The sequence below is a fragment of the Cupriavidus sp. Met-2 genome, assembly GCF_049843575.1.
GTDB lineage: Bacteria > Pseudomonadota > Gammaproteobacteria > Burkholderiales > Burkholderiaceae > Cupriavidus > Cupriavidus metallidurans.
In genome coordinates, this window is record NZ_JBBHZL010000002.1 from 105637 (window position 1) to 128686 (window position 23050).

At 62.8% G+C, this 23050-nt stretch carries 18 protein-coding genes; 8 read left to right on the plus strand and 10 right to left on the minus strand.

The window, feature by feature from the left end; all coding sequences use genetic code 11:
* The first annotated feature begins 234 nt into the window (after positions 1-234).
* Positions 235-1716 (plus strand): amino acid permease, encoded by a 1482-nt coding sequence (locus WD006_RS05670; protein ID WP_011516582.1) that lies wholly within the window; start codon positions 235-237, stop codon positions 1714-1716.
* Between the two features lie 81 nt (positions 1717-1797).
* On the opposite strand, the gene WD006_RS05675 is transcribed toward WD006_RS05670, so the two are convergent.
* From WD006_RS05675 to WD006_RS05710, 8 genes are all read right to left on the minus strand, one after another.
* Positions 1798-1938 carry a hypothetical protein gene (locus WD006_RS05675; protein ID WP_008650237.1) on the minus strand — a complete coding sequence of 47 codons (141 nt, stop codon included), beginning with the start codon at positions 1936-1938 and terminating at the stop codon, positions 1798-1800.
* A 23-nt stretch (positions 1939-1961) separates the two neighbouring features.
* Complete coding sequence (locus WD006_RS05680; RefSeq protein WP_029307827.1) at positions 1962-2420, minus strand: hypothetical protein; 459 nt, start codon at positions 2418-2420, stop codon at positions 1962-1964.
* A gap of 346 nt (positions 2421-2766) precedes the next feature.
* Positions 2767-3480, minus strand: a complete 714-nt coding sequence (locus WD006_RS05685; RefSeq protein WP_011516585.1) for an ABC transporter ATP-binding protein — start codon at positions 3478-3480, stop codon at positions 2767-2769.
* Positions 3477-4256: an ABC transporter ATP-binding protein gene (locus tag WD006_RS05690; protein ID WP_011516586.1), complete on the minus strand. Its 780-nt coding sequence runs from the start codon at positions 4254-4256 to the stop codon at positions 3477-3479. Before WD006_RS05690 ends, WD006_RS05685 begins: the two co-directional genes overlap by 4 nt.
* Complete coding sequence (locus WD006_RS05695) at positions 4253-5566, minus strand: branched-chain amino acid ABC transporter permease (protein WP_011516587.1); 1314 nt, start codon at positions 5564-5566, stop codon at positions 4253-4255. The genes WD006_RS05690 and WD006_RS05695 overlap by 4 nt, the downstream gene beginning before the upstream one ends.
* A gap of 3 nt (positions 5567-5569) precedes the next feature.
* Positions 5570-6517, minus strand: a complete 948-nt coding sequence (locus WD006_RS05700; RefSeq protein ID WP_029307826.1) for a branched-chain amino acid ABC transporter permease — start codon at positions 6515-6517, stop codon at positions 5570-5572.
* A gap of 106 nt (positions 6518-6623) precedes the next feature.
* Positions 6624-7874 carry a branched-chain amino acid ABC transporter substrate-binding protein gene (locus tag WD006_RS05705; RefSeq protein WP_011516589.1) on the minus strand — a complete coding sequence of 417 codons (1251 nt, stop codon included), beginning with the start codon at positions 7872-7874 and terminating at the stop codon, positions 6624-6626.
* Between the two features lie 159 nt (positions 7875-8033).
* Positions 8034-9659, minus strand: a complete 1626-nt coding sequence (locus WD006_RS05710; protein ID WP_425648085.1) for a 3-(methylthio)propionyl-CoA ligase — start codon at positions 9657-9659, stop codon at positions 8034-8036.
* A gap of 401 nt (positions 9660-10060) precedes the next feature.
* Here WD006_RS05710 and WD006_RS05715 point away from each other — a divergent pair, with 401 nt between their 5' ends.
* The 5 genes from WD006_RS05715 (at position 10061) to WD006_RS05735 (ending at position 13867) form a co-directional block, all read left to right on the plus strand.
* A complete protein-coding gene (locus WD006_RS05715) occupies positions 10061-11611 on the plus strand; it encodes a protein adenylyltransferase SelO (protein ID WP_029307824.1) in 1551 nt (516 codons plus the stop codon).
* A 48-nt stretch (positions 11612-11659) separates the two neighbouring features.
* Entirely contained in the window at positions 11660-12067 is a 408-nt protein-coding gene (msrB, locus tag WD006_RS05720; protein WP_008650248.1) for a peptide-methionine (R)-S-oxide reductase MsrB, read from the plus strand.
* A 95-nt stretch (positions 12068-12162) separates the two neighbouring features.
* Positions 12163-12702, plus strand: a complete 540-nt coding sequence (locus WD006_RS05725) for a septation protein A (RefSeq protein ID WP_008650249.1) — start codon at positions 12163-12165, stop codon at positions 12700-12702.
* A gap of 51 nt (positions 12703-12753) precedes the next feature.
* Positions 12754-13068 carry a BolA family protein gene (locus tag WD006_RS05730; protein WP_011516592.1) on the plus strand — a complete coding sequence of 105 codons (315 nt, stop codon included), beginning with the start codon at positions 12754-12756 and terminating at the stop codon, positions 13066-13068.
* A 4-nt stretch (positions 13069-13072) separates the two neighbouring features.
* Positions 13073-13867 carry a peptidylprolyl isomerase gene (locus tag WD006_RS05735; RefSeq protein WP_008650253.1) on the plus strand — a complete coding sequence of 265 codons (795 nt, stop codon included), beginning with the start codon at positions 13073-13075 and terminating at the stop codon, positions 13865-13867.
* 649 nt (positions 13868-14516) lie between these two features.
* Here the strand turns inward: WD006_RS05735 and purL are convergent.
* Both purL and WD006_RS05745 read right to left on the minus strand, forming a co-directional pair.
* The gene (gene purL, locus WD006_RS05740) at positions 14517-18563 is read right to left on the minus strand and encodes a phosphoribosylformylglycinamidine synthase (protein WP_011516594.1); all 4047 of its coding nucleotides are present in this window, start codon (positions 18561-18563) and stop codon (positions 14517-14519) included.
* A gap of 227 nt (positions 18564-18790) precedes the next feature.
* A complete protein-coding gene (locus tag WD006_RS05745) occupies positions 18791-19378 on the minus strand; it encodes a winged helix DNA-binding protein (RefSeq protein ID WP_011516596.1) in 588 nt (195 codons plus the stop codon).
* Positions 19379-19657: 279 nt separating this feature from the next.
* Between WD006_RS05745 and WD006_RS05750 the strand changes: the two genes are divergently transcribed.
* Positions 19658-21418 (plus strand): cellulose biosynthesis regulator YedQ, encoded by a 1761-nt coding sequence (locus WD006_RS05750; protein ID WP_029307823.1) that lies wholly within the window; start codon positions 19658-19660, stop codon positions 21416-21418.
* A gap of 212 nt (positions 21419-21630) precedes the next feature.
* Positions 21631-22983, plus strand: a complete 1353-nt coding sequence (locus WD006_RS05755; protein ID WP_011516599.1) for an amidase — start codon at positions 21631-21633, stop codon at positions 22981-22983.
* Positions 22984-23050 lie beyond the last annotated feature (67 nt).

A 23050-nucleotide genomic window follows, 5' to 3' on the forward strand; every position in this document is an offset into this window, starting at 1 on the left:
GTGATCCTGCGCGCGGCCCAAATCCCTCAGGGGGAACCCGTAGAAACGCCCCATCCCTATGCCTGCCACGCCACTTCCGAGACGAATTCGACACCCTGCACTACTTTATTTGATACACGCCTCGAATCCATCGAATAAGGCACGGTAGACTCGCGCCTTTCGTTTTTCCGGGGTGATCCGGCCGGTCCACAAGACCTAGTCCAACCACACCCCTCCGACGATCCAGCGACCCTGATGTCCCATCCACACCCCCATCAACACCCGGTCGTCGAGCACGACGACCTGCACCGCAAGCTCAAGGCCCGCCACCTGACGATGATCGCCCTGGGTGGTGCCATCGGCACCGGACTGTTTGTCGCCTCGGGCGCATCCATCGCACAGTCCGGCCCCGGCGGCGCCCTGCTGGCCTACTGCCTGATCGGCCTGATGGTGTACTGCCTGATGACCAGCCTTGGCGAGCTCGCGGTGCACATGCCCGTGGCAGGATCATTCGTAACCTACAGCGCCCTCTACGTCGACGAGGGCTTTGGCTTCGCACTTGGCTGGAACTACTGGTTCAGCCTGGCCGTGACAATTGCCGTCGAACTGACCGCAGCCCAGTTGGTCATGCAGTATTGGTTCCCGGAGGTACCGGGCATCTACTGGAGCGCGGGCTTTCTGGCACTGATGTTCGCGCTCAATGCGTTCTCGGTGAAGGGCTTCGGCGAGGCCGAGTACTGGTTCGCCATGATCAAGGTTGTAACCGTCGTCGTTTTCCTGTGCGTGGGCGTGCTGATGATCCTCGGCATCCTCAAGGGTGGGCCACAATCGGGCTGGCACAACTTCACGACCGGCGAAGCCCCATTCGTCGGTGGCCTCCCCGGGCTGTTCGCGGTGGCGATGATTGCCGGCTTCTCATTTCAAGGAACCGAGACGGTCGGCGTGGCGGCTGGTGAAGCCGCGGACCCCGGACGCACGATTCCGCGCGCGATCCGACAGACGTTCTGGCGCATCCTGCTGTTCTATGTCGTTGCCATCCTGATCATTGGCGTGCTCATTCCGTATACCGACCCGAACCTGCTTCGCAATGACGTGACCGACGTTGGCGTCAGCCCGTTTGCACTGGTATTCCAGCACGCTGGCCTGGCTTTTGCCGCGGCGCTGATGAACGCCGTGGTGCTGACCGCGCTGCTCTCGGCGGGGACATCGAGCATGTATGTTTCGACTCGGATTCTCTATGGCTTGGCGGTCAGCCAGCGCGCCCCAAGGGCTCTAGCCAAGCTCACCCCGAACGGCGTGCCATTCAACGCGCTGCTGGTGACCACGGGCATCGGCGCGCTGTGCTTCTTCAGTTCGCTGTTCGGCGACAAGGCCGTGTACCTGTGGCTGCTCAACACATCGGCAATGACCGGCTTCTTCGCGTGGCTCGGTATCGCCGTCAGCCACTATCGTTTCCGCAAGGGTCTGCTGTACCAGGGCTACAAGGTCAGCGATCTTGCCTACCGCTCTCCGCTCTATCCGTTCGGCCCGATCTTCGCTGGCGTGCTGTGTCTCGTCATCGTGGGCGGCCAGAACTATCAGGCATTCACTGACATCCCCGGCCGTTGGCAAGAGATCGTCTCGACCTACATTGGCGTGCCAGTCTTCCTGGCGCTATGGCTCGGCTACCGCATCGTACGCGGCACGCGCATGATCGACTACGAAGACATGCCGTTTGAACTGGTAAAGAAGGACTGATCGCCGACGCTTGCTGGCGTCACGGCACCAAAAGCGCTAGCGCCCGCATTGCGGGCGCTTTTGCCTGGGGAACGAGATCACTCACTGGCTTCGCTTCAGCAGCTCATACATCGCTCCACCCATGGTTCCTACGGATACCAGTGTCAGGACGGTGAGAAAGCGATCCATGACCTTCGTGAAGAACACCTTGTCTTCATGCATCCTGCTGAGAAATCTAATCATAGTTACTCCTGTCGAGTTGGAAACTACAAGGGCAAGTTCGGCCTGACTAGAGCCACGTAGCCCACAAAATGGACACCCCCGCTCATACAGGTGAGCCAGACCCAGGAACGTGGGATCCTTTGCGCTTGCGAATGCGCCAGAACGTCACGCTGATGCGCATCCATGGTGGCAAACAGCACAAGCACGGATGCCGCAACGATCACCACTACGTGGATCGCCATGACAAACCAGATGTAAGGCCGAAGAGCATCAGACACTCCGGGTACCTCGAGCGCGGTGGCCAGCAGGTGGCAGGCGCTGGCGCTCATCGGAATCACGGCCCAAAGCAATTGACCACCTTTGATGGCGTGCCAGACGATGCCCCGGCGATGCGCGCGAAAGAAACTCGGGACGCGAGCCAAAGGCAGCAGTGCTAACGGTGCGCCCAACGGCAACGCGACGTTGAACACAAACCAGCCGAATAGCTCGATGACCCCGTTCATATGAACCTTGAAGTGTGAGAATGGCGTGCCAGGCACGCAACCCGTACGCCGACGCGCGTCGACGACACGGGCAATCCTAGGCATCGTGGCAACGAGGGCCAAGTGCCAGAGTCTCAAAATGATGGCGGGGTGGATTGCGATTGCGCAGGGTCAATCGCGCGGCGTCAGAGCAGCTCGGGGGGACAAGAACGCCAGCGCAGTCTGACGCGCATGGCAAAGCGCCTTGCTCACCTGCGTGAGAAAGACGCTTTGAATCTACAGCAGTGGATTGAACAACAGCCGGGCCGGCCATCGAGGCGCGACGCCGATATGTATCTGGTCTGGGATCTGAATCCCGGCTCAGCACCTACACCTCCAGCCACTCCTTCCGTATCTGCGCATTCGCCTTCAGTTCAACGGGGGTCCCCTCGAAGACGATATGGCCGTGGCCCATCACATAGACGCGCTGCGAAATGTCGAGCGCGATCGCCAGCTTCTGCTCGATCAGCAGCACCGAGATGCCGCGTTCCTTGAGCGTCTTCAGAAAATCTCCCACCAGCGTGACGATCATTGGCGCGAGGCCCTCGGTGGGCTCGTCGATCAGGACCAGATCCGGGTCGCCCATCAGCGTGCGGCATAGCGTCAGCATCTGCTGCTCGCCGCCAGACAGCACGCCGGCCGGCGTATTCTCACGCTCCTTGAGCCTTGGGAACATCTGATACATATCCGCGACAGACCAGCGTGGCTTGGCCTGTCGCGGATTGCGCTTCTCGCCGAGGGTCAGGTTCTGCCGCACGGTCAGCGTCGGGAAGATGTCGCGATTCTCCGGTACGTAGCCGATCCCCGCATGTGCGATCTCGAACGTGCGGCGCCCGAGCATTTCCTCGCCCCGGAACTTGACCGAACCCTCCGCCTTCACCATGCCAAGTATCGCCTTGGCCATGGTCGACCGCCCCACACCGTTGCGGCCGAGCAGTGCGACGATTTCGCCCTGATCCACATGCGCATCCACGCCGTGGAGGATATGGCTCTTGCCGTAGTAGGCGTGCAGCCCGGTGACTTCCAGCATCCGCGTGCTCATCCGTGCGCTCCCTCGGTGGCCGCCTCATCCAGCGTGGTACCCAGATAAGCCTCCTTGACCTTGCGATTGTTCCGAATCGCCTCGGGTGTATCGGTGGCGATGACCTCGCCGTAGACCAGCACGGAGATCCTGTCCGCCAGGCCAAACACGACGCTCATGTCGTGCTCCACCATCACCAGCGTCTTGCCGACGGTGACCTTCCGGATCAGTTCCACGGCATGGTCAGACTCGGAACGGCTCATACCAGCCGTCGGCTCATCGAGCAAGATGACCTCGGCCCCGCCGGCAATCGTGATGCCGATTTCCAGCGCGCGCTGCTCCGCATAGGTCAACAAGCCGGCCTGCGTATTGCGCCGATGCTCCATGCCGATCAGTTCGAGCACTTCCTCTGCACGCTCGCGCGCGTCGCGCAATTCGGACAGGCGATGCCAGAACGAGTACTTATAGCCGAGCGACCAGAGCACCGCACAACGCAGGTTCTCGAACACGGACAGCCGATGAAAGATGTTCGTGATCTGGAAGCTGCGCGAGAGCCCCATCCGGTTGATTTCGAACGGCCGCAGTCCGGCAATGCTCTGCCCGTTCAGCTTCACGCTTCCCGAGGTCGGCGCGAAACGGCCGGAGATCAGGTTGAACGTGGTGGACTTGCCCGCCCCGTTCGGCCCGATCAGCGCGTGGCGCTCACCTTTGCCAATGGAAAGGGTGACGCCCCGGATAATCTCGGTCTGGCCGAATCGCTTGCGGACGTCGGAAAGTTCAAGTGCGGGCGTCGTCATGCGTGTCCTCCGGTTTGCGTCTGGATCGCATCGAGCTGTGCGCGAACCTGCCCCGCCGCCCAGCGCCACGCCGCATACCCCAATGCCCACAGCGCCGCAGCAACAATCCATGGCGCGAACGTGCCGGCATCGAAGCCGATGCCCACCAGCGACATTTCCGTGCCATTGGCGCTATCGACCTGCACTTTGTACACCATCTCGACCGTCAGGATCAGCGCGGCCAGCAGCACCGCGCCGGCCACTGCAGCCCGCCCGTAGTACGGCAGCATCCGGCCGAACTGCTTCTTTGCCACCAGTGGCATCTGCATCATTAGCAGGCTGGCAATGCCGCCCGGCACGAACATCACCATCATCACAAAGAACAGGCCCAGGTAGAGCAGCCATGCCTTGGTCAGATCGGACAGTGCGACGGCGAACAGCGTGAACACGATGGCGCCAATCACCGGGCCGAAGAACACCCCCGCCCCGCCGATGAACGCCGCAAGCAACACGCCGCCCGAGCGCACGGCGCTGACGTTCTCCGCCGAGACAATCTCGAAGTTGATCGCTGACAGCGCGCCGGCGATGCCGGCGAAGAACGCCGACAGGATCAGCACCAGATAGCGCACCCGCTGCGTGTTGTAACCGATGAACTCCACGCGCTCGGGGTTATCGCGCACGGCGTTGGCGATACGGCCCAGCGGCGTATGGGTCCACGCATACATCGCCACCATCGACAGCAGGCACCATGCGGCGATCAGGTAATACACCTGACGGCCGTGGCCATATGTGATGCCGAGGAACGGCTCGCCGACCACCCGGTTGGTCGAGATACCGCCCTCGCCACCGAAGAAGTCCGGGAACATCAGCGAACTGGCAAAGACCATCTCGCCAATCCCCATCGTGATCATGGCGAATGTGGTACCCGACTTCTTCGTGGTCACGTAGCCGAAGATCACGCCGAAGAACGCGCCGGCCAGCCCGCCCACCAGCGGCAGCATCGACACCGGCAGCCAGACCTTGCCCGCGCCGATCATGTTCAGCACGTGCACCGCGATAAACGCGCCAAGCCCGGAATACACGGCGTGCCCGAACGACAACATGCCCGTCTGCCCAAGCAGCATGTTGTACGAAAGCGCGAAGATGATCATGATGCCCATCTGCGACAGCAGCGTCACCGCGAAGCCACCGCTGAAGATCAATGGCATCACCAGCATCAGCACCACGGTCACGCTCCAAATCAGCCAGCGCAACAGGTTCATCGGGCGGTAGCGCATGGTCCGCCCCGTGACCACCGGATCGGAGGATTGTTGCATCGTCGTCGACTCCATCGCTCAGCTCTCCCGGGTACCCATCAGCCCGCGCGGGCGGAAGATCAGCATCACCACCATCAACACGTAAGGCAGCACCGGCGCCACCTGGGCGACTGTGAGTTTCCAGAGCGAACTGAGCGGCGTGGCATCGGTGACTGTCATGCCAAGGCTGCCGAGCAGCCCCGCCATCGAGGCGTCGATCGTCACGGCGAAAGTCTGCAGCACCCCGATCAGGATCGAAGCGATGAACGCCCCTACGAGTGACCCCATGCCGCCAACCACGGCCACGACAAACACGATCGACCCGACCGCGGCCGCCATCGACGGCTCGGTCACGAACGCATTGCCGCCGATGACCCCAGCCAGGCCGGCCAGCGCGGCACCGCCGCCGAAGACCATCATGAAGACACGCGGCACGTTGTGACCAAGGGCCTCGACCATCTCGGGATGGGTCAGCGCCGCCTGGATCACCAGGCCGATGCGGGTACGTGTGAGCACCAGGTAGATCGCCACCAGCATCCCCAGTGACACGAGCATCATGAACGCACGGTACTTCGGGAACGACGAAGTGAAGACGGTGAAGAGCGGGCCATCCAGTACCTCGGGAATCCGGTACGGCACAGCGGCCAGGCCCCAGACAAGCTTGACCCCTTCCTCGATCAGATAGGCCAGCCCGAAGGTGAACAATAGTTCAGCGACGTGACCGAACTTATGGACGGTACGCAGGCCGAAGCGCTCCACCAGTGCCCCAGCGCCAGCCACCAGCAACGGCGCAAAGATCAGCGCGGGCCAGAAGCCAACCTTGGTGGCAATGGTGTAGGCGAAGTACGCGCCCAGCATGTAGAAACTGGCGTGCGCAAAGTTCAGCACACCCATCATGCTGAAGATCAGCGTCAGCCCCGATGACAGCATGAACAGCAACAGCCCGTAGCTGACACCGTTCAACAGCGAGATGACAAAAAATTCCACGGCAACTCCTCGGCACCGGAGCATGGCCCGACAAAATCCGCATTGTCCAGGGTTCCCGCGCGAACGGGAACCCTGATCTGCCCTTCCTTCTCTTTGTCTTCCCGACTTAGTTCGGCCGTTTCATCTGACAGGAAGTCGGCTGCGCGGCCACGAACTGGTCGAGCTGCGCGTTGGTCTTCCAGCCATAGCCGGTGTTTTCCTGGTCAAACTTGATGTCCTTGCCGTTGACCTTGGTCCAGGTGGCCACCACCAGCGGTTGCTGGGCCTGGTGGTCGGTGTTACGCATTTCCACCGTCCCGTTCATGCTCTCGACCTTCATGCCCTCCATCGCCTTGGCCACCTTGACCGGGTCCGTGGAACCAGTGTCCTTCATGGCCTTGGCAAGGAAGGCAACGCCCGAGTAGGCCGCCATCACATAGAAGTCGTCGTTGTACTTCTTCTTGAAGCCTTCGACGATGTCGCCACCCTTGAAGGTGGGATTGTTCGGGTTGTAGTAGCCGACGTACTTCACGTGCTCGGCGCCGGAGGCACCCATCGCCGTCGGCACCCCGGTGGTGGCCGCGTAGTACGTGTAGTAGTTGACCGGCAGGCCGGCATCCTTGCCCGCCTTGATCAGCAGCGCAAGGTCGCTACCCCAGTTGCCGGTGATCACCGTATCGGCGCCGGACGCTTTGATCTTGGCCGCATACGGCGCGAAGTCCTTGACCTGCGCCAGCGGGTGCAGATCCTCGCCGACGATCTGGATGTCAGGACGCTTGCGCTTCAGGTATTCCTTTGCCGCGCGCGCCACCTGGTGGCCAAACGAGTAGTTCTGGTTGATCAGGTAGACCTTTTTGACGTTCGGGTCCTTGGCCAGATACGTCGTCAGCGCCTCCATCTTCATGTCGGAGTTCGCGTCGAGCCGGAAATGCCAGTAATTGCACTTGCTGTTGGTCATGTCCGGGTCCACCGCGGCGTAATTCAGGTAGACGATTTCCTTGCCCGGATTGCGCTCGTTGTGCTTGGCCACCGCGTCTTCCAGCGCCAGCCCCACGGCGGAGCCGTTGCCCTGGACGATATAGCGGATGTTCTGGTCCACGGCCTGCTTGAGGATGGTCAGGCTTTCCTGCGGCGACAGCTTGTTGTCAAACCCCACTACCTCGAACTTGTGCGCGCCCGCCCAGTTCTTCTGGTTAGCCACGTCGGCCACGTACTGCCAGCTCTTGAGCTGGTTCTGGCCCACGGGGGCCATCAAACCCGAAAGCGGATCGATAAACGCGATCTTCACCGTATCGGCTGCAGCCACTCCCGATACCAGCGCGGAACCCAGTGCCACAACTGCCGCCACCCCGGTTACCAGCGGACGCAACTTGGTCATACCTGTCTCCTTCACTTGTTGTCATTGGCGATGAGTGACCGGCCACACCCTCCTCGCGTGGCCGGTCACCGGCGCGCGGACTCCTTTCCCTGAGCCCGCGCAAATGCCTGCTGCTACCTGATCAGATGAATATCCCGCTGCGGTCGACCTCGATCGGCCTCAGGCGGTGGGCAGCTTGTAGTCCTTGAGTTGCTCACGCAACTTGAGCTTCTGCATCTTGCCGGTAGCCGTGAGCGGAATCTCGCTGACGAACAGCACATCGTCGGGAATCCACCATTTGGCGACCTTGCCCTCGAAGAACCCGAGCAGTTCCTCGCGCGTGATCTCCATGTTCGGGCGCTTGACCACCACCAGCAGCGGTCGCTCGTCCCATTTCGGGTGATACGCGGAGATGCAGGCGGCCATGTGCACGGCCGGATGCGCGGCAGCGACGTTCTCGACATCAATCGACGAGATCCATTCGCCGCCGGACTTGATCACGTCCTTGCTGCGGTCCGTGATCTGCATGTAGCCCTCTTCGTCGATCGTGGCCACGTCCCCGATGGGGAACCAGCCATCCACGAGCGGGCTGTTGTCGTTGCGGAAGTAATGGTCGATGACCCACGGGCCGCGCACGTAGAGGTCGCCGAAGGCCTTGCCGTCCCACGGCAGTTCCTTGCCTTCACCGTCGACGATCTTCATGTCGACGCCATAGATCACGCGGCCCTGCTTCTCCACGATCTTGTGACGCGCCTCCTCAGGCAGGTCCAAATGGCGCGCCAGCAGCTTGCAGGACGTGCCCAGCGGTGACATCTCGGTCATGCCCCATGCGTGGATGACTTCCACGTCCAGCGCTTCGAGCGCGCGGATCATTGCGGGCGGCGCCGCCGATCCGCCAATCACGGTGCGGCGGAACGTCGAGAACTTCAGCTTGTTGGCCTGGACGTATTGCAGCAGGCCCAGCCAGACCGTCGGCACGCCGGCGGAGAAGGTCACGCCCTCCTGCTCGAACAGTTCGAACAGCGAAGCACCGTCAAGCTTCGGCCCGGGCAGCACCAGCTTTGCGCCGACCAGCGGCACCGAGTACGGCAGGCCCCAGGCATTGACGTGGAACATCGGCACGACCGGCAGAATCACGTCGCGCGCGGAGCATCCGAGCGCGTCGGGCAGTGCCGAGGCGTACGAGTGCAACACCGTCGAGCGATGCGAATACAGCGCGCCCTTCGGGTTGCCCGTGGTACCGGACGTGTAGCAAAGGCTGGACGCCTGGTTTTCGTCGAACTGCGGCCACTCGTAGTTTCCGTCCTGGGCGTCGATCAGGTCTTCGTAGCAGATCAGGTCGACCTTCGACTCGGCCGGCATGTGGGCGCGGTCGGACATCATCACCCAGCCCTTCACGTTCGGGCAATGCGGCGCCACGCCCTCTACCAGCGGCAGGAACGTGCTGTCGAAGAACACGTACTGGTCGTCGGCATGATTGACGATGTAGGCGATCTGTTCCGGGAACAGGCGCGGGTTGATCGTATGACAGACGGCGCCCATGCCGGACACCCCGTAGTAAATCTCAAGGTGGCGATAGCCGTTCCAAGCCAGCGTGCCAACGCGTTCGCCCTGCTGCACGCCCAGCGCGCCAAGCGCCTGTGCCAGCTTGCGCGCGCGCAGTTCGCAATCGCGGTAGGTATAGCGATGCAGGTCGCCTTCGGTTCGTCGCGAGACGATTTCGGTGCTGCCGTAGTAGCGCGCAGCGTGCCGGATGATGGAGGAAATGAGCAACGGTGCGCTCATCATTTGTCCCATCAAAGCCATGAAACTGTCTCCAGTCTTGAATGATCAGTCTGAAAAACGAACAATCGTGCTAATTTTTGGCCGATTGCTCCCATACTCCGCGAAAACAGAAACCGGTGACACTTATGTGTGATGGATCGCGCGAGCGCCGCGCTCGATGGCAGCGCTCCGGCCCCTGTCATGCATAGGATTGATGTCCGCTATTTGCATCGCTATTTGCGTGGTCTGCGATACAGCGGAGACCCTTGGGCTACAGGGGGAAACCGGTGCAAGTACAATACTGCGAGGCCAGATGTGTCTCAATATGTCGTTTTCCCCTAGCACCATGCACTTGATGCATGTGCACTCATACTGGGCATTCGGCAGCGCCATCATTGAGCGGTCTGACCGATGCGGAGCCCTGCCATTTTTGGCTGCCCCTGATGCCCAACGAACCCACTGACGTCTTGCCCCCGACCTCCTTCAACGTACCTTTTGGCACGCGCCCCGGCATTGCCGCGCTCGGCGAGCGCTTCTTCACGCGACTCACCCCGACGCCACTGCCTTCGCCTTACCTTGTCAGTGTCGCGCCAGCCGCTGCGGCGCTGCTGGGCTGGAACGAGACGGACCTGCAGGATGCGGTCAAGGACCCGGCTTTCATCGACAGCTTTGTCGGCAACGCGGTACCAGACTGGGCGGACCCGCTGGCCACCGTTTACTCCGGCCACCAGTTCGGCGTCTGGGCCGGACAGCTAGGCGATGGCCGCGCAATCCGGCTGGCCGAAGCGCAAACGCCAGGCGGCCCGTGGGAGATCCAACTGAAGGGGGGTGGACTCACCCCCTACTCTCGTATGGCAGACGGCCGCGCGGTCCTGCGTTCCTCGATTCGCGAATACCTGTGCTCCGAGGCCATGTACGCGCTCGGCGTGCCGACCACTCGGGCGTTGTCGATCATCGGCTCCGACGCGCCGGTACGTCGCGAAACCATCGAGACCTCTGCCGTGGTCACGCGGCTGGCGCCAAGCTTCATCCGTTTCGGGCATTTCGAGCATTTTGCCGCACGTGAAGACCATGCGTCGCTCCGGCAACTGGCCGATTTCGTCATCGACAACTTCTATCCAGCCTGCCGGAACGCCGCGAATCCGTACCAGGCCCTGCTGCGCGAAGTGTCCCTGCTGACGGCCGACATGGTCGCCCACTGGCAAGCGGTGGGCTTCTGCCACGGGGTGATGAACACCGACAACATGTCGATCCTGGGCCTGACGATCGACTACGGCCCATTTGGATTCCTCGACGCATTCGACGCCAATCACATCTGTAACCACTCCGACCAGCAGGGCCGCTACGCCTACAGCCAGCAGCCACAGGTCGCCTTCTGGAACCTGCACTGCCTGGCGCAGGCGCTGCTGCCGCTCTGGCGCGACGCCAATGCGGCGGACCCCGAGGCCGAGAAGGCAGCAGCGGTGGAAGCCGCCCGTGAGGCGCTCGACCCGTTCCGTGACCGCTACGCGGAGGCATTCTTCCGTCACTATCGCGCCAAGCTTGGCCTGCGCAGCGAACAGGAGCAAGACGAGACGCTGATGACCAATCTGTTCCGTGTACTTCACGAAAATCGCGTGGACTACACATCGTTCTGGCGCAATCTTTCGCGCGTTTCCTCGCTGGATAACTCGCACGATGCACCGGTACGCGACCTGTTCCTCGATCGCGCGGCCTGGGATGCGTGGGCAGCTGAGTACCGCGCCAGGCTCCAGAGCGAGCAGTCGGACGATGCGGCACGCACGACCGCCATGCTGGCCACGAATCCGAAGTACGTCTTGCGCAATCATATGGCCGAGACGGCAATCCGCGCCGCGCGCGACAAGGATTTCTCCGAAGTGGATCGCCTTATGGCCGTTTTGTCGAAGCCATTCGACGAACAGCCCGAAGCCGAGTCATATGCAAAGCTGCCGCCCGATTGGGCCTCCGGCCTTGAAGTCAGCTGTTCGTCGTAATCCAGACCAAACGCCCCCAAGAATGCCGCACTACCAGGAAGCACGATCATGACCACGACCAAGACCGACGCCGAATGGCGCTCCCAGCTGTCCGACATCGAGTACCGCGTCACGCGCGAGGCCGCCACCGAGCGCCCGTTCACCGGCCAGTACTGGGACCACTGGAACCAGGGCATCTACCATTGTGTGGGCTGCGGCACGCCGCTGTTCGAGTCGGCCACCAAATTCGACGCCGGCTGCGGCTGGCCGAGCTATTTCCGCCCGATCAACGGCGAAGTGATCGCCGAACACACCGACCATAGCCATGGCATGACACGGGTGGAAGTCCGCTGCAAGGAATGCGGCAGCCATCTGGGCCACGTCTTCGAGGACGGCCCCGCTCCCACCGGACTTCGGTATTGCATCAACTCGGCTGCGCTAAAATTCGATGATCGCGATCCGGAAGATCGTGGGTGACGACACCCGCACTCCGGTCGCATGACCGATCTGCCAGGCGGCGGATCGCCCGCGGGCCAGCCTGATCGCCGATCCGCCAACCTTATCGCATCCGCATGAAATTTCTTTTCGACCTGTTCCCGGTCATCCTTTTTTTCGTCGCCTTCAAGCTGTTCGGCATCTATCCCGCGACGGCCGTGGCGATCGGCGCGACGGTGGTCCAGATTGCCTGGGTTCACTTCCGTCACGGCAAGGCCGAGCCCATGCAATGGGTCAGCCTGGCGATCATCGCCGTATTCGGTGGCGCTACGATCCTGCTGCATAACGAGACCTTCATCAAGTGGAAGCCGACGGTGCTCTACTGGCTGTTCGCGGTCACCCTGATCGGCTCGGTCATCGGATGGCGCAAGAACCTGATCCGCGCCATGATGGAAAAGCAGGTGACGCTGCCCGAACCGATGTGGGGCCGCCTCAACGTCGCATGGGCGGGCTTTTTCGCCGTGATGGGCGTGCTCAACCTGTATGTGGCGTACCAGTTTTCGACCGACACCTGGGTCAACTTCAAGCTGTTCGGCAGCATGGGCCTGATGCTGGTGTTCATTGTGGCGCAGAGCATCTGGCTGTCGCGCCATATCCAGGAAACCCCGTCCGAGTAAGCCACCGCGCCGCGGACTCATCGATTCAGAACAGAACAGAAGGAAATCCGGATGGCAGCCGATCCCGCCACCATCGAAGCGCTGCTCCAGGCAGCGCTTGATCCCACCCGCCTGGCCGTGCGCGACGACAGCGCCGCCCATGCCGGCCATGCAGGCGCTGCCTCTGGCGGCGGGCACTATGACGTGCTCATCGTCAGCGAGCGGTTCGGGGGTCACTCTCGCGTAGCCCGGCACCGTATGGTGTATGATGCGCTGCGCGAACTGTTCCCCTCGCAAATCCACGCGTTGGCTGTCAACGCGTACACCGACCAAGAATATCAATCACGCGAAGCAACCCGCGACGCTACTCGCAACTCTCAGACCTGACCCCATGAAGACCTCCGTCCTCTCGTTCAGCCTGGCGGCTGTGCTTGCTGCTGGCAGCCTGCCCGCATTCGCCCAGAACGCTGCCGTTGTGAATGGCAAGCCGATTTCGTCGGCCAAGGTGGACAAGCTGATCGCCAGCACTGGCCAGCCGGAAACTCCCGAACTGCGCGACCGTGCGCGCAACATGCTGATCGACCGCGAACTGCTGCTCCAGGAAGCCAACAAGCGCGGCATCACCCAGCGTGACGACGTGCAGGAGCAACTGGAACAGGCCCGCCTGAACGTGCTGGCCGGCGCGGTATTCGAGGACTACGTGCGCACCCACGGCGCCAGCGATGAAGAGCTGCGCAAGCAATACGAGAAGATCAAGGCGCAGTTCGGCAACGGCAAGGAATACCACGTCCGTCACATCCTCGTGGAGAAGGAAGCCGACGCCAAAGCACTGATCGCCAAGATCAAGGCCGGCGCCAAGTTCGAGGATGTGGCCAAGGCCCAGTCGAAGGACACCGGCTCCGCCGCGAACGGTGGCGACCTGGATTGGGCCAACAGCAGCAGCTACGTGCCCGAGTTCTCGGCCGCGATGACCAACCTGAAGAAGGGCCAGATGACCGATACGCCGGTCAAGACCCAGTTTGGCTGGCACATCATCGAACTGGTGGACACGCGCGACGCCAAGATCCCGTCGTTCGAAGAAGTGAAGCCGCAGCTTCAGCAGATGATGATGGGCGATCAGGGCTGGCAGCGCGAGCAGTTCCAGGCGATGATGAAGTCCCTCAAGGACAAGGCGAAGATTCAGTAATCTGTTGCCAATCCGATAAAAAGCCGGCGCTAATGCGCCGGCTTTTTCATTTGGAGCACTCTGGGCAGCCTTGCACGGCACGTGTTTGATCTTGATACGGGTGGCGGGTTTCCACTTGGCAACGGTCCCGGTAAGATCAGAACCCATGCGTTCCGGCGCAGGCTTCATGACTTCCATGGATCTCAAGCAATGGGCGTGACCAGCGGCTATTGGCAAATGTGGCACATCTTCTCCAGCGGCATGGTCTATTGCGCGTTGGGAATGCCCAATATCGAATGTACCGGCGGTCGATGGCGTAGCCTGCTCCCTCACCTCCCCGTGCGTGACCGCTATGCGCAAGCGAAACTGCTACAGGCCACGGTCGCCTTCATGGAAATCCGCGGAGAAGTCAAAATTCCCCCTGGGTCCGATCGCTTGCGCCTCCTCTATTCCCGGTACCTGCCCTGGAGCGCCCGCCTGCAGACGCAGGAGTCCGCGCCTACGCCATCCGCCTCACCGCCATCCCCTGCGGACCAGCCCAGTACGGCTGTAGCTTGAACTCGCATCTCACCGTCTGACCGTCTGGCTGTCTGACCGTAATGCAGACGGCGGCTCCAAAAGAAAAAGGCGCCCGATAATCGGGCGCCTTTGGCATGGGCTGGATAAGAACTTAGCCCACCCACTTCCGTGCGTTACGGAACATGCGCATCCACGGGCTGCCACCATCGGCGATCTGCTTCCACGCGTCCGGCGCCCAGCTCATCGTCGCGGTACGGAACACCCGCTCCGGGTGCGGCATCAGCACGGTAAAGCGGCCATCGACCGTCGTAACCGACGTGATGCCCTCCGGCGAACCATTCGGGTTCAGCGGATACGTCTGCGTCGCAGCACCACGGTTGTCGACGAAACGCAGGGCCACGTTTGCCTTGGCAATGTCGCCTTGCTGCGAGAAATCGGCAAAACCTTCACCGTGCGCCACGACGATCGGAATGCGGCTGCCTTCCATGCCGGCGAAGAAGATCGACGGCGACTGCTGCACTTCGACGGTCACGAAGCGTGCTTCGTACTGTTCCGACTGGTTACGCGTGAACTTCGGCCAGGCGCCGGCACCCGGAATGATCGGGGCCAGGTTGCTCATCATCTGGCAGCCGTTGCACACGCCCAGCGCGAAGGTGTCCTGGCGATTGAAGAACGCCGCGAACTGTTCGGCCATCTGGCCATTGAACAGGATCGTCTTGGCCCAGCCTTCGCCCGCACCCAGCACGTCACCGTAGCTGAAGCCACCGCAGGCCACGAAGCCCTTGAAATCGGCCAGGTTCGCGCGGCCGGCAATCAGGTCGCTCATGTGGACATCGTGCGTGTCGAAGCCCGCCAGATCCATGCTGTACGCCATTTCGATCTGCGAGTTCACACCCTGCTCGCGCAGGATGGCCACGCGCGGCCGCGCGCCCGAAGCGATGAACGGCGCGGCGATGTTCTCGGCCGGGTCGAATGTCAGCACGGGGCTGATGCCGGGGTCGCCGGCATCGAGCACCCGCTCGTACTCGCTATCGGCACAGGCGGGGTTGTCGCGCAGACGCGCGATACGCCAGCTCACCTCGGTCCACGTACGCTGCAGATCGGCACGCGCGGCGCCGAACACCTTCTTGGCATCGCGATAGATCTCGACCTGGTCGTTTGTGTTCGGCTTGCCGATCACGTGGCTGCATGCCGACAGGCCTGCCTCGCGCAGCACCGCGAACACGGCGTCGCGCTCTTCCAGGCGCACCTGGACCACGGCACCGAGTTCCTCGGAGAACAGTGCGCGCAGCGTCTGGTCATTGCGACGTTCCGCGACCTGCTGCGCCCAGTTCTTGGCGTCGCCGTAATCCTGCTCGCCATTCGGATCGAGCGTGAGCATGTCGACGTTCAGCGACACACCGCAGTGGCCCGCGAACGCCATCTCCGCCACGGCAGCCATGAAACCGCCGTCCGAACGATCGTGATAGGCCAGCAGCTTGCCCTCACGGTTCAGGCGCTGGATCACATTGAAGAAGTTCTTGAGGTCTTCCGCGTTGTCGACGTCAGGGGCGCTATCGCCCACCTGCTGCGTCACCTGGGCCAGAATGCTGCCGCCCATGCGGTTTTTGGCACGCCCGAGATCGATCGCGATCAGCACGCTCTCGCCCAGGTCCGTGCGAAGCTGCGGCGTCAGCGTGCGGTTCACGTCGTCCACCGCCGCGAATGCGGAGATGATCAGCGATACCGGCGCTACCACTTCCTTGTCGCCATCGGCATCGGACCACTTGGTGCGCATCGACAGCGAATCCTTGCCAACCGGGATGCTGATGCCCAGCGCCGGGCACAGTTCCATGCCAACGGCGTGCACCGTGTCGTAAAGCTTGGCGTCTTCACCGGCCACGCCACAGGCAGCCATCCAGTTGGCCGAGAGCTTCACCTTGCCCAGGTCCTTGACCGGTGCCGCTGCCAGGTTGGTCAACGCTTCACCGATCGCCATGCGGCCCGAGGCCGGCGCGTTGATCACGGCCAGCGGCGTGCGCTCGCCCATCGTCATCGCCTCGCCAGCGGTGCCCTTGTAGTCGAGCGTAGTCACGGCCACGTCGGCCACCGGCACCTGCCACGGGCCCACCATCTGGTCGCGGGCGTTCATCCCGCCCACCGTACGGTCACCGATCGAGATCAGGAACGACTTGTTCGCCACGGTCGGGTGACGCAGCACGTCACGCACGGCTTGTTCCAGCGAGATGCCGGTCACATCGACGGGCGGGAGCTCCCGCTCCACGCGCGTGACGTCGCGATGCATGCGCGGCGGCTTGCCCAGCAGCACGTCCATCGGCATGTTGACCGGGAAGTGTTCCTTCAGCGCGGCATCCACATGGGAGTCGACAAGCTGGAGTTGCTTCTCCTCTGTAGCGATACCCACCACGGCGAACGGCGAACGCTCACGCTCGCACATCGCCTGGAAAAGCGGCAGACTGTTCGGCGCGATCGCCAGCACATAGCGCTCTTGAGACTCGTTGCACCAGATCTCGGCAGGCGACAGGCCCGACTCTTCCAGGTGCACCTGACGCAGGTCGAAACGCGCGCCACGGTCAGCGCCGTCGACGAGTTCGGGGAAGGCGTTCGAAATGCCACCCGCGCCAACGTCGTGGATCGACAGGATCGGGTTCTCATCGCCAAGCTGCCAGCAGGCGTTGATGACTTCCTGCGCGCGACGCTCCATTTCCGGGTTGCCACGCTGCACCGAATCGAAATCGAGATCGGCGGTGTTCGTGCCGGTCGCCATCGAACTGGCCGCGCCGCCACCCATGCCGATACGCATACCCGGGCCGCCCAGCTGGATCAGCAACGTGCCAGCCGGCAGCGGGTCCTTGTGCGTGTGCGAACCGTCGATGTTGCCAATACCGCCGGCGATCATGATCGGCTTGTGATAGCCGCGCACGGTGCCACCAACGTTCTGTTCGTAGACGCGGAAGTAGCCGCCCAGGTTGGCGCGGCCAAATTCGTTGTTGAACGCCGCGCCGCCGAGTGGCCCGTCGATCATGATCTGCAGCGGGGATGCGATGCGGTCCGGCTTCCCGGTCACAACCGGCTTGTCGTCCGGATTGCGGTGGGACACCGGCTGGGCTGCGTCACGCGCGTTTTCCCATGACTCGACGGCATCGGGCAGCATCAGGTTCGACACCGTGAAGCCGGTCAGGCCGGCCTTGGGCTTGGCTCCACGGCCAGTTGCGCCTTCGTCGCGGATTTCACCGCCTGCACCCGTCGACGCGCCAGGGAACGGCGAGATCGCGGTCGGGTGATTGTGCGTTTCCACCTTCATCAGCGTGTGGGTCAGCGCCTCGTGGCGGCCGTACTTCTGGTCCGCGCCACGCGGGAACCAGCGCTCGGCGACGTCGCCTTCCATGACCGCCGAGTTGTCCGAGTACGCCACGATCGACCCCTGCGGGTTCAACTGGTGCGTATTGCGGATCATCGCGAACAGCGACTTGTCCTGGGACACGCCATCGATGGTCCACGTGGCGTTGAAGATCTTGTGGCGGCAGTGCTCGCTGTTGGCCTGCGCGAACATCATCAACTCGACGTCGGTCGGGTTGCGTTCGAGCTTGCCATAGGCGTCCAGCAGGTAATCGATCTCGTCCTCGGACAGCGCCAGGCCCATTGCCGTGTTGGCGTCCACCAGCGCGCTGCGGCCCGCCGAGATGTCGATGAACTGCAGCGGCTTGGCCGGCAGTTCCTGGAACAGCGCGGCGGCCTCTTCACGGCTGCCGATCACCGTTTCGGTCATGCGGTCGAACAGATGTGCGGCCACAGCGGCGCGCGTGCCGGCATCCAGCGTCTTGCGGCCGCGCAGCAGCCCCTTCTTGCAGATGACCGTGATTTCGATGCCGCGCTCGATACGGTGAACGTGGGTCAGGCCGCAGTTGTGGGCGATATCGGTGGCCTTGCTGGCCCACGGCGAGATTGTGCCGAAGCGCGGGATCACGACGAAGCGGTCGCCCTCGGTCTGAGCGGTGAACGGCGCGCCGTAGGTCAGCATCGCGCCGATGCGGGTCTGATCCTCGGCGGCCAGTGGTGTGTCCGAATCGACGAAGTGCACAAACTGGCCGTGCACCGATTCAATATCGGCGTCGATCTGTTGGAGAGCGGCAAGCAGACGTTGCTGACGGAAGGCAGAAAGCGCCAAAGCGCCGGGGAAGCACGAGAAATGCGCCATGATCGTAACGGTCGGGAGGCGTAGGAGGGTCGGGGCAGGCGGCCGCCGACACTGCTGAATGGAATGCCGGCTGGCGGGAATCCGCTATTGTACCTTGTCGGCGACCGCTTTTTGCATTGCGCAATCGGGTACCGACGGACATTCCGGGAGAAAGCGGTCAAGGACGGCCTGACCGACGTCATTATCGGCAGGCCAAGCCTCGTTATAGAGCACAATACGTCACATTTCTAAAGAGAGGTGGCGGAGCGCGCCGCCTGCTCGTAGAGACCGGTCAACACACGCAGCAGGCGTGCCAGTTCGCCGATCTCCAGGTTTTCCTCGCTACCCTCCGTGAAATTGCTCGTCAGGCACTGCTCGCGGATCTCGCGGTACCTGGCGCAGGCGTCGGCACCGGCCTGCGTGGTGGCGTAAGTGGCCTCCTTGCCAACCCGCTCTCCGGCCACCAGTCCCAGCCCCACGAGCTTCTTGAGCGCGTATGTCACCAGGTGGGTGTCTTCGACGTTGAGCACGAAGCAGATGTCCGCCAGCCGCTTGGCGCGTCCGCGATGATTGACGTGGTGCAGTACCAGCACGTCCAGGAACGTCAGGTCGCGCACGCCAGCGGCACCCATGCAGCGCACCACCCACCGGCTGTAGGCGTTGTAAGCGGTATTCAGCCCGAACTCGAATTCCGACAATTCCGGGCTACGCACCGAAACCAGATGCGACGACGACACAATGTTGACGCCGGCGGCGCGCGCCAGTGGCGCGGCCGGTGAGGGGCTCGCCACTGGCTCAGCGTTGGCGGGGCTGTCCGAAACGGGCTTGCGTGCCATGAAAAGCAGTCTCCTGGGGTGCGATTTTGGATCATTGGGCGCCCGGATTTGGGCGATTTACGCGACAGTTTATCGGCAATTCGAGGAGAAATCCGCCGCCATCACGTGCTGCCGGGCTGTCGCCCCACGGACGCGAAGATTTGCAGAACCGATCTAAAATTTTTCGACGGCCAGTCTCGGACGGTTTTGAATCCGGCACGATACGACTTCCCGTCGCACAAAAGCCATCACGTTCCAGATCGGGCACCGGCCATGGTCACGTATTGAAGAACAATCAACATGCACTCCGCCTCCGATACCGGACAACTGGTCCCGTCCGACAGGTTCCTGAGCCGGCTATGGCTTGCGCTCATCAGGCGCCCTCGCCGCTTCATTCTGATTGCGTTCAGCGCCGCCATTCTCCTGATTTTGCTGCTCATCTTCCGAGGCATGATGCTGTCGCGCGACGCGGAGATCGAGTCGGTCAGGCAAATGCAGGCGGTTCGTGCCGTGAGCATCAACGCGCTGCTTCAACTGGAGGCGGAGCGCCTGACGAACATCCGGAACTACGCCGAGCACCTGATGCAGATCCAGGACGAATTGCCAGCCCTCTTCGCCCACGACATCCAGACTGCCTTCGAGCACCGCAATGACGATGTCTGGGCGCTGCGGACACGTGACGCGGCGCCCGTCTTTGGCGTCAGCGCGGCGCAGCTCACTGGGCTGGATGGCTTCTTGCGCGACGATGCCAAGCTGATCCCGAGCATGGCGGTCGCAATCGCGCTCAGCCATATGTTCAGTGCGGGACACAACGAACCCGGGCTCCGGGAACGCATTGCCTATGTGTCCGGCAACGGCATCATCGTGGCTTACCCGGCCATTAGCGAACAGGACGTTAATCCCACCCTGCGGAGCCTCGCCTCCGCCGCGTACTTTCGCAATAACCTCCCCTTGGCCAATCCAACGCGAAAGCAGCAATGGAGCATCGCGCGGTCTATGGACGACATTGGCGAATCGTCACTATTCCTGAGCGCTCCTGTCTATGCCGGCAACGCGTTCAAGGCCGTTCTGATCCTGGAGATTCCGCGGCACAGTCTTGACGAGTCCCTCAACGTTGCCCCCCATCACGACGTCAACAACTACCTGGTGGACCACAACGGCGCGCTCATGGGCGCCAGTATGCGAAACGTGCACCGGGGCGAAACGCTCGCCTCCGTGCTCATCAACAAATGGCCAGCGGACAAGCTCGCGGTGGCATTCAGGAGCGATGCCGGCATCCTGAGCAACGAGCATGGCAGCCGCCTCATTTATCGCAAGCTCGGAAACAGCGGCCTGATCATGGTCGACGAGGTCTCCACCCGTGAACTGCTACAGGCAAGCGTCGCCCGCCTGAGCGGCGCCATCGGCGCCGGCGCTGTCGCCCTGGGCCTTCTGCTCTGCTTCACGCTGGCAATTGTCCATACATTGTTCGGGCACTACATTGCCCGGGGCGAAGCCCTCCGGACCCTCGCCGAAACCGATGCCCTGACCGGGTTGGCGAACCGTCGCGTGTTCGCATCCCGATTCGCAGACGCCTACGCATGGTGCAAGCGGGACGCCGTTCCGGTCTCGCTGATCATGCTCGACATCGACCGTTTCAAGAAGATCAACGACCGCTGGGGACACGCCAGCGGAGACGTAGTACTGCGTACCCTGGCGGACGCGCTGCGCGCGAATGTCCGGAATGTCGATCTGCCGGCGCGACTTGGCGGCGAGGAGTTTGCCGTCCTGTTGCCACGCACGGGTATCGCGGATGCAGCCAACCTGGCCGAGAAGCTTCGCCTGGCCCTGCAGGCATTGGTCTGCGAACCGGTCGACAGCGACGACACGGCATCCATCCGTTTCACCGCGTCCTTCGGCGTGGCGCAGATTGCGCCGGACGAACCGGGCAACCTCGACTCGCTGCTGATGGTGGCGGACCAACGCCTCTATGCCGCGAAGGCCGGCGGCCGGAACAAGGTCGTCTGGGATGAGCCGCAGCCGGAGGAGATGGCTAACGAGAAGCCCGTCAAGGGGACCTGATCTCGTCTGCCTGATCGCCCGGGCGATTCGATCCTGGCATCGAATGGGGTTTTTTGCCGCGCGTGCGGATATAGCGTCCGTCCCTATGTCCCGCCGATGCGCTTCTTGCTACCCTTGTCGGATTCTTGAGCTTCTTGATTCACACAGGCAATGCGTGAATGTGATTTTGCTCCGCGGCGCCTGTCACTCTCGTCTCGCCCACGCAAACCGTCATGCTGCCTGACATCGCCTCCCTGAACGCCGCCGTCCGCGCCGGCACCACCAGCCGCGCCGACCTGCTTGCCGAAGCCGCCACCAAGGCCACCAGCGCCGCCGGCCACGCGGTCTATCTCCATACCACGTTCGATGCCGCCATCGAGGTGGCCCGCGCGGCCGATGCCGCCGACCGCGCCGGCAAACCGCTCCACCCACTGGCGGGCCTGCCTGTATCGGTCAAGGATCTCTACGACATCGCGGGCGAGGTCACGCGCGCCGCGTCTGCCGCCCGCCAGGACGCCGCCCCCGCAACGGCCGATGCCACCGTGGTGGCCCGGCTCCGCGCGGCCGGCGCCGCGCTGATCGGCCGCACCAACATGACCGAGTTCGCCTTTTCTGGCGTCGGCATCAATCCCCATTTCGGCACGCCGGTCAACCCATGCGACAGCTCGGTTGCACGGATTCCGGGCGGATCGTCGTCTGGGGCGGCGGTCTCGGTCGCCATCGGCACGGCGGTGGCCGGCCTCGGCAGCGACACGGGCGGCTCGATCCGCATTCCCGCCGCGCTATGCGGCATCGTCGGCTTCAAACCCACATCGCGCCGCGTGCCGCTGACGGGCGCGTTCCCGCTGTCCTACACGCTCGATACCGCGTGTGCGATGGCGCGCACGCTGACCGATTGCATCGCCGTGGATAGCGTCATCGCCGACGTCCCGTTCATTCCGCAAATGAAGGCCTCCACGGCGATCCACCTGGCGATTCCGCGCCAGCTGGTTCTCGACGATTTGGACGAGCCGGTCTCGAAAGCCTTCGACCGTGCCATCGGCCGGCTTTCCGCGGCCGGCGTGCGCATCGAGCACGTGGACATGCCCGAACTGACCGAACTGGCCAGCCTGAATGCCGCTGGCGGCTTTTCGGCGCCCGAGTCCTACGCGCACCATCGCGCGCTGCTCGCCATCCACCGCGATCTGTACGACCCGCGCGTGGTGACCCGCATCGAACGGGGCGCGGCGATGAGCGCGGCGGACTACATCGCACTGCACCGCGCCCGACTCGACTGGATTGCCCGCATGGAAGCTCGCATGGCACCGTTCGATGCGGTGGTCTGCCCCACGGTGCCAATGGTGGCGCCGCCGATCGCTCCGCTGGTGGAAGATGACACCCTGTTCTTCCGCACAAACGGGCTGCTCCTGCGCAATACGTCCGCGTTCAATTTTCTCGACGGCTGTTCGGTGTCGCTGCCCTGCCATGCGCCCGACGAACTGCCCGTCGGCCTGATGCTTTCCCAGGGACCGATGCGCGACGCGCAGCTGCTGGGCACGGCGCTTGCATTGGAATCGCTCGTGCACCCCTCACGGCGCGGAGGCTGAGCCGCCGCCGCACCGCGACACGCATTACCGCATTACCGCCGAGATCACCAACAACCCGGGAATCGGC

Excerpts from the sequence above, each read along its gene's own strand:
- WD006_RS05705 (WP_011516589.1), bottom strand. The coding sequence starts at position 7,874 with ATGACCAAGTTGCGTCCGCTGGTAACCGGGGTGGCGGCAGTTGTGGCA.
- WD006_RS05730 (WP_011516592.1), top strand. The coding sequence starts at position 12,754 with ATGGCAGCCGATCCCGCCACCATCGAAGCGCTGCTCCAGGCAGCGCTT.
- WD006_RS05735 (WP_008650253.1), top strand. The coding sequence starts at position 13,073 with ATGAAGACCTCCGTCCTCTCGTTCAGCCTGGCGGCTGTGCTTGCTGCT.
- WD006_RS05690 (WP_011516586.1), bottom strand. The coding sequence starts at position 4,256 with ATGACGACGCCCGCACTTGAACTTTCCGACGTCCGCAAGCGATTCGGC.
- WD006_RS05680 (WP_029307827.1), bottom strand. The coding sequence starts at position 2,420 with ATGAACGGGGTCATCGAGCTATTCGGCTGGTTTGTGTTCAACGTCGCG.
- WD006_RS05685 (WP_011516585.1), bottom strand. The coding sequence starts at position 3,480 with ATGAGCACGCGGATGCTGGAAGTCACCGGGCTGCACGCCTACTACGGC.
- WD006_RS05725 (WP_008650249.1), top strand. The coding sequence starts at position 12,163 with ATGAAATTTCTTTTCGACCTGTTCCCGGTCATCCTTTTTTTCGTCGCC.
- WD006_RS05670 (WP_011516582.1), top strand. The coding sequence starts at position 235 with ATGTCCCATCCACACCCCCATCAACACCCGGTCGTCGAGCACGACGAC.
- WD006_RS05745 (WP_011516596.1), bottom strand. The coding sequence starts at position 19,378 with ATGGCACGCAAGCCCGTTTCGGACAGCCCCGCCAACGCTGAGCCAGTG.
- WD006_RS05715 (WP_029307824.1), top strand. The coding sequence starts at position 10,061 with ATGCCCAACGAACCCACTGACGTCTTGCCCCCGACCTCCTTCAACGTA.
- WD006_RS05695 (WP_011516587.1), bottom strand. The coding sequence starts at position 5,566 with ATGGAGTCGACGACGATGCAACAATCCTCCGATCCGGTGGTCACGGGG.
- WD006_RS05755 (WP_011516599.1), top strand. The coding sequence starts at position 21,631 with ATGCTGCCTGACATCGCCTCCCTGAACGCCGCCGTCCGCGCCGGCACC.
- purL (WP_011516594.1), bottom strand. The coding sequence starts at position 18,563 with ATGGCGCATTTCTCGTGCTTCCCCGGCGCTTTGGCGCTTTCTGCCTTC.
- WD006_RS05750 (WP_029307823.1), top strand. The coding sequence starts at position 19,658 with ATGCACTCCGCCTCCGATACCGGACAACTGGTCCCGTCCGACAGGTTC.
- WD006_RS05710 (WP_425648085.1), bottom strand. The coding sequence starts at position 9,659 with ATGGCTTTGATGGGACAAATGATGAGCGCACCGTTGCTCATTTCCTCC.
- msrB (WP_008650248.1), top strand. The coding sequence starts at position 11,660 with ATGACCACGACCAAGACCGACGCCGAATGGCGCTCCCAGCTGTCCGAC.
- WD006_RS05675 (WP_008650237.1), bottom strand. The coding sequence starts at position 1,938 with ATGATTAGATTTCTCAGCAGGATGCATGAAGACAAGGTGTTCTTCACG.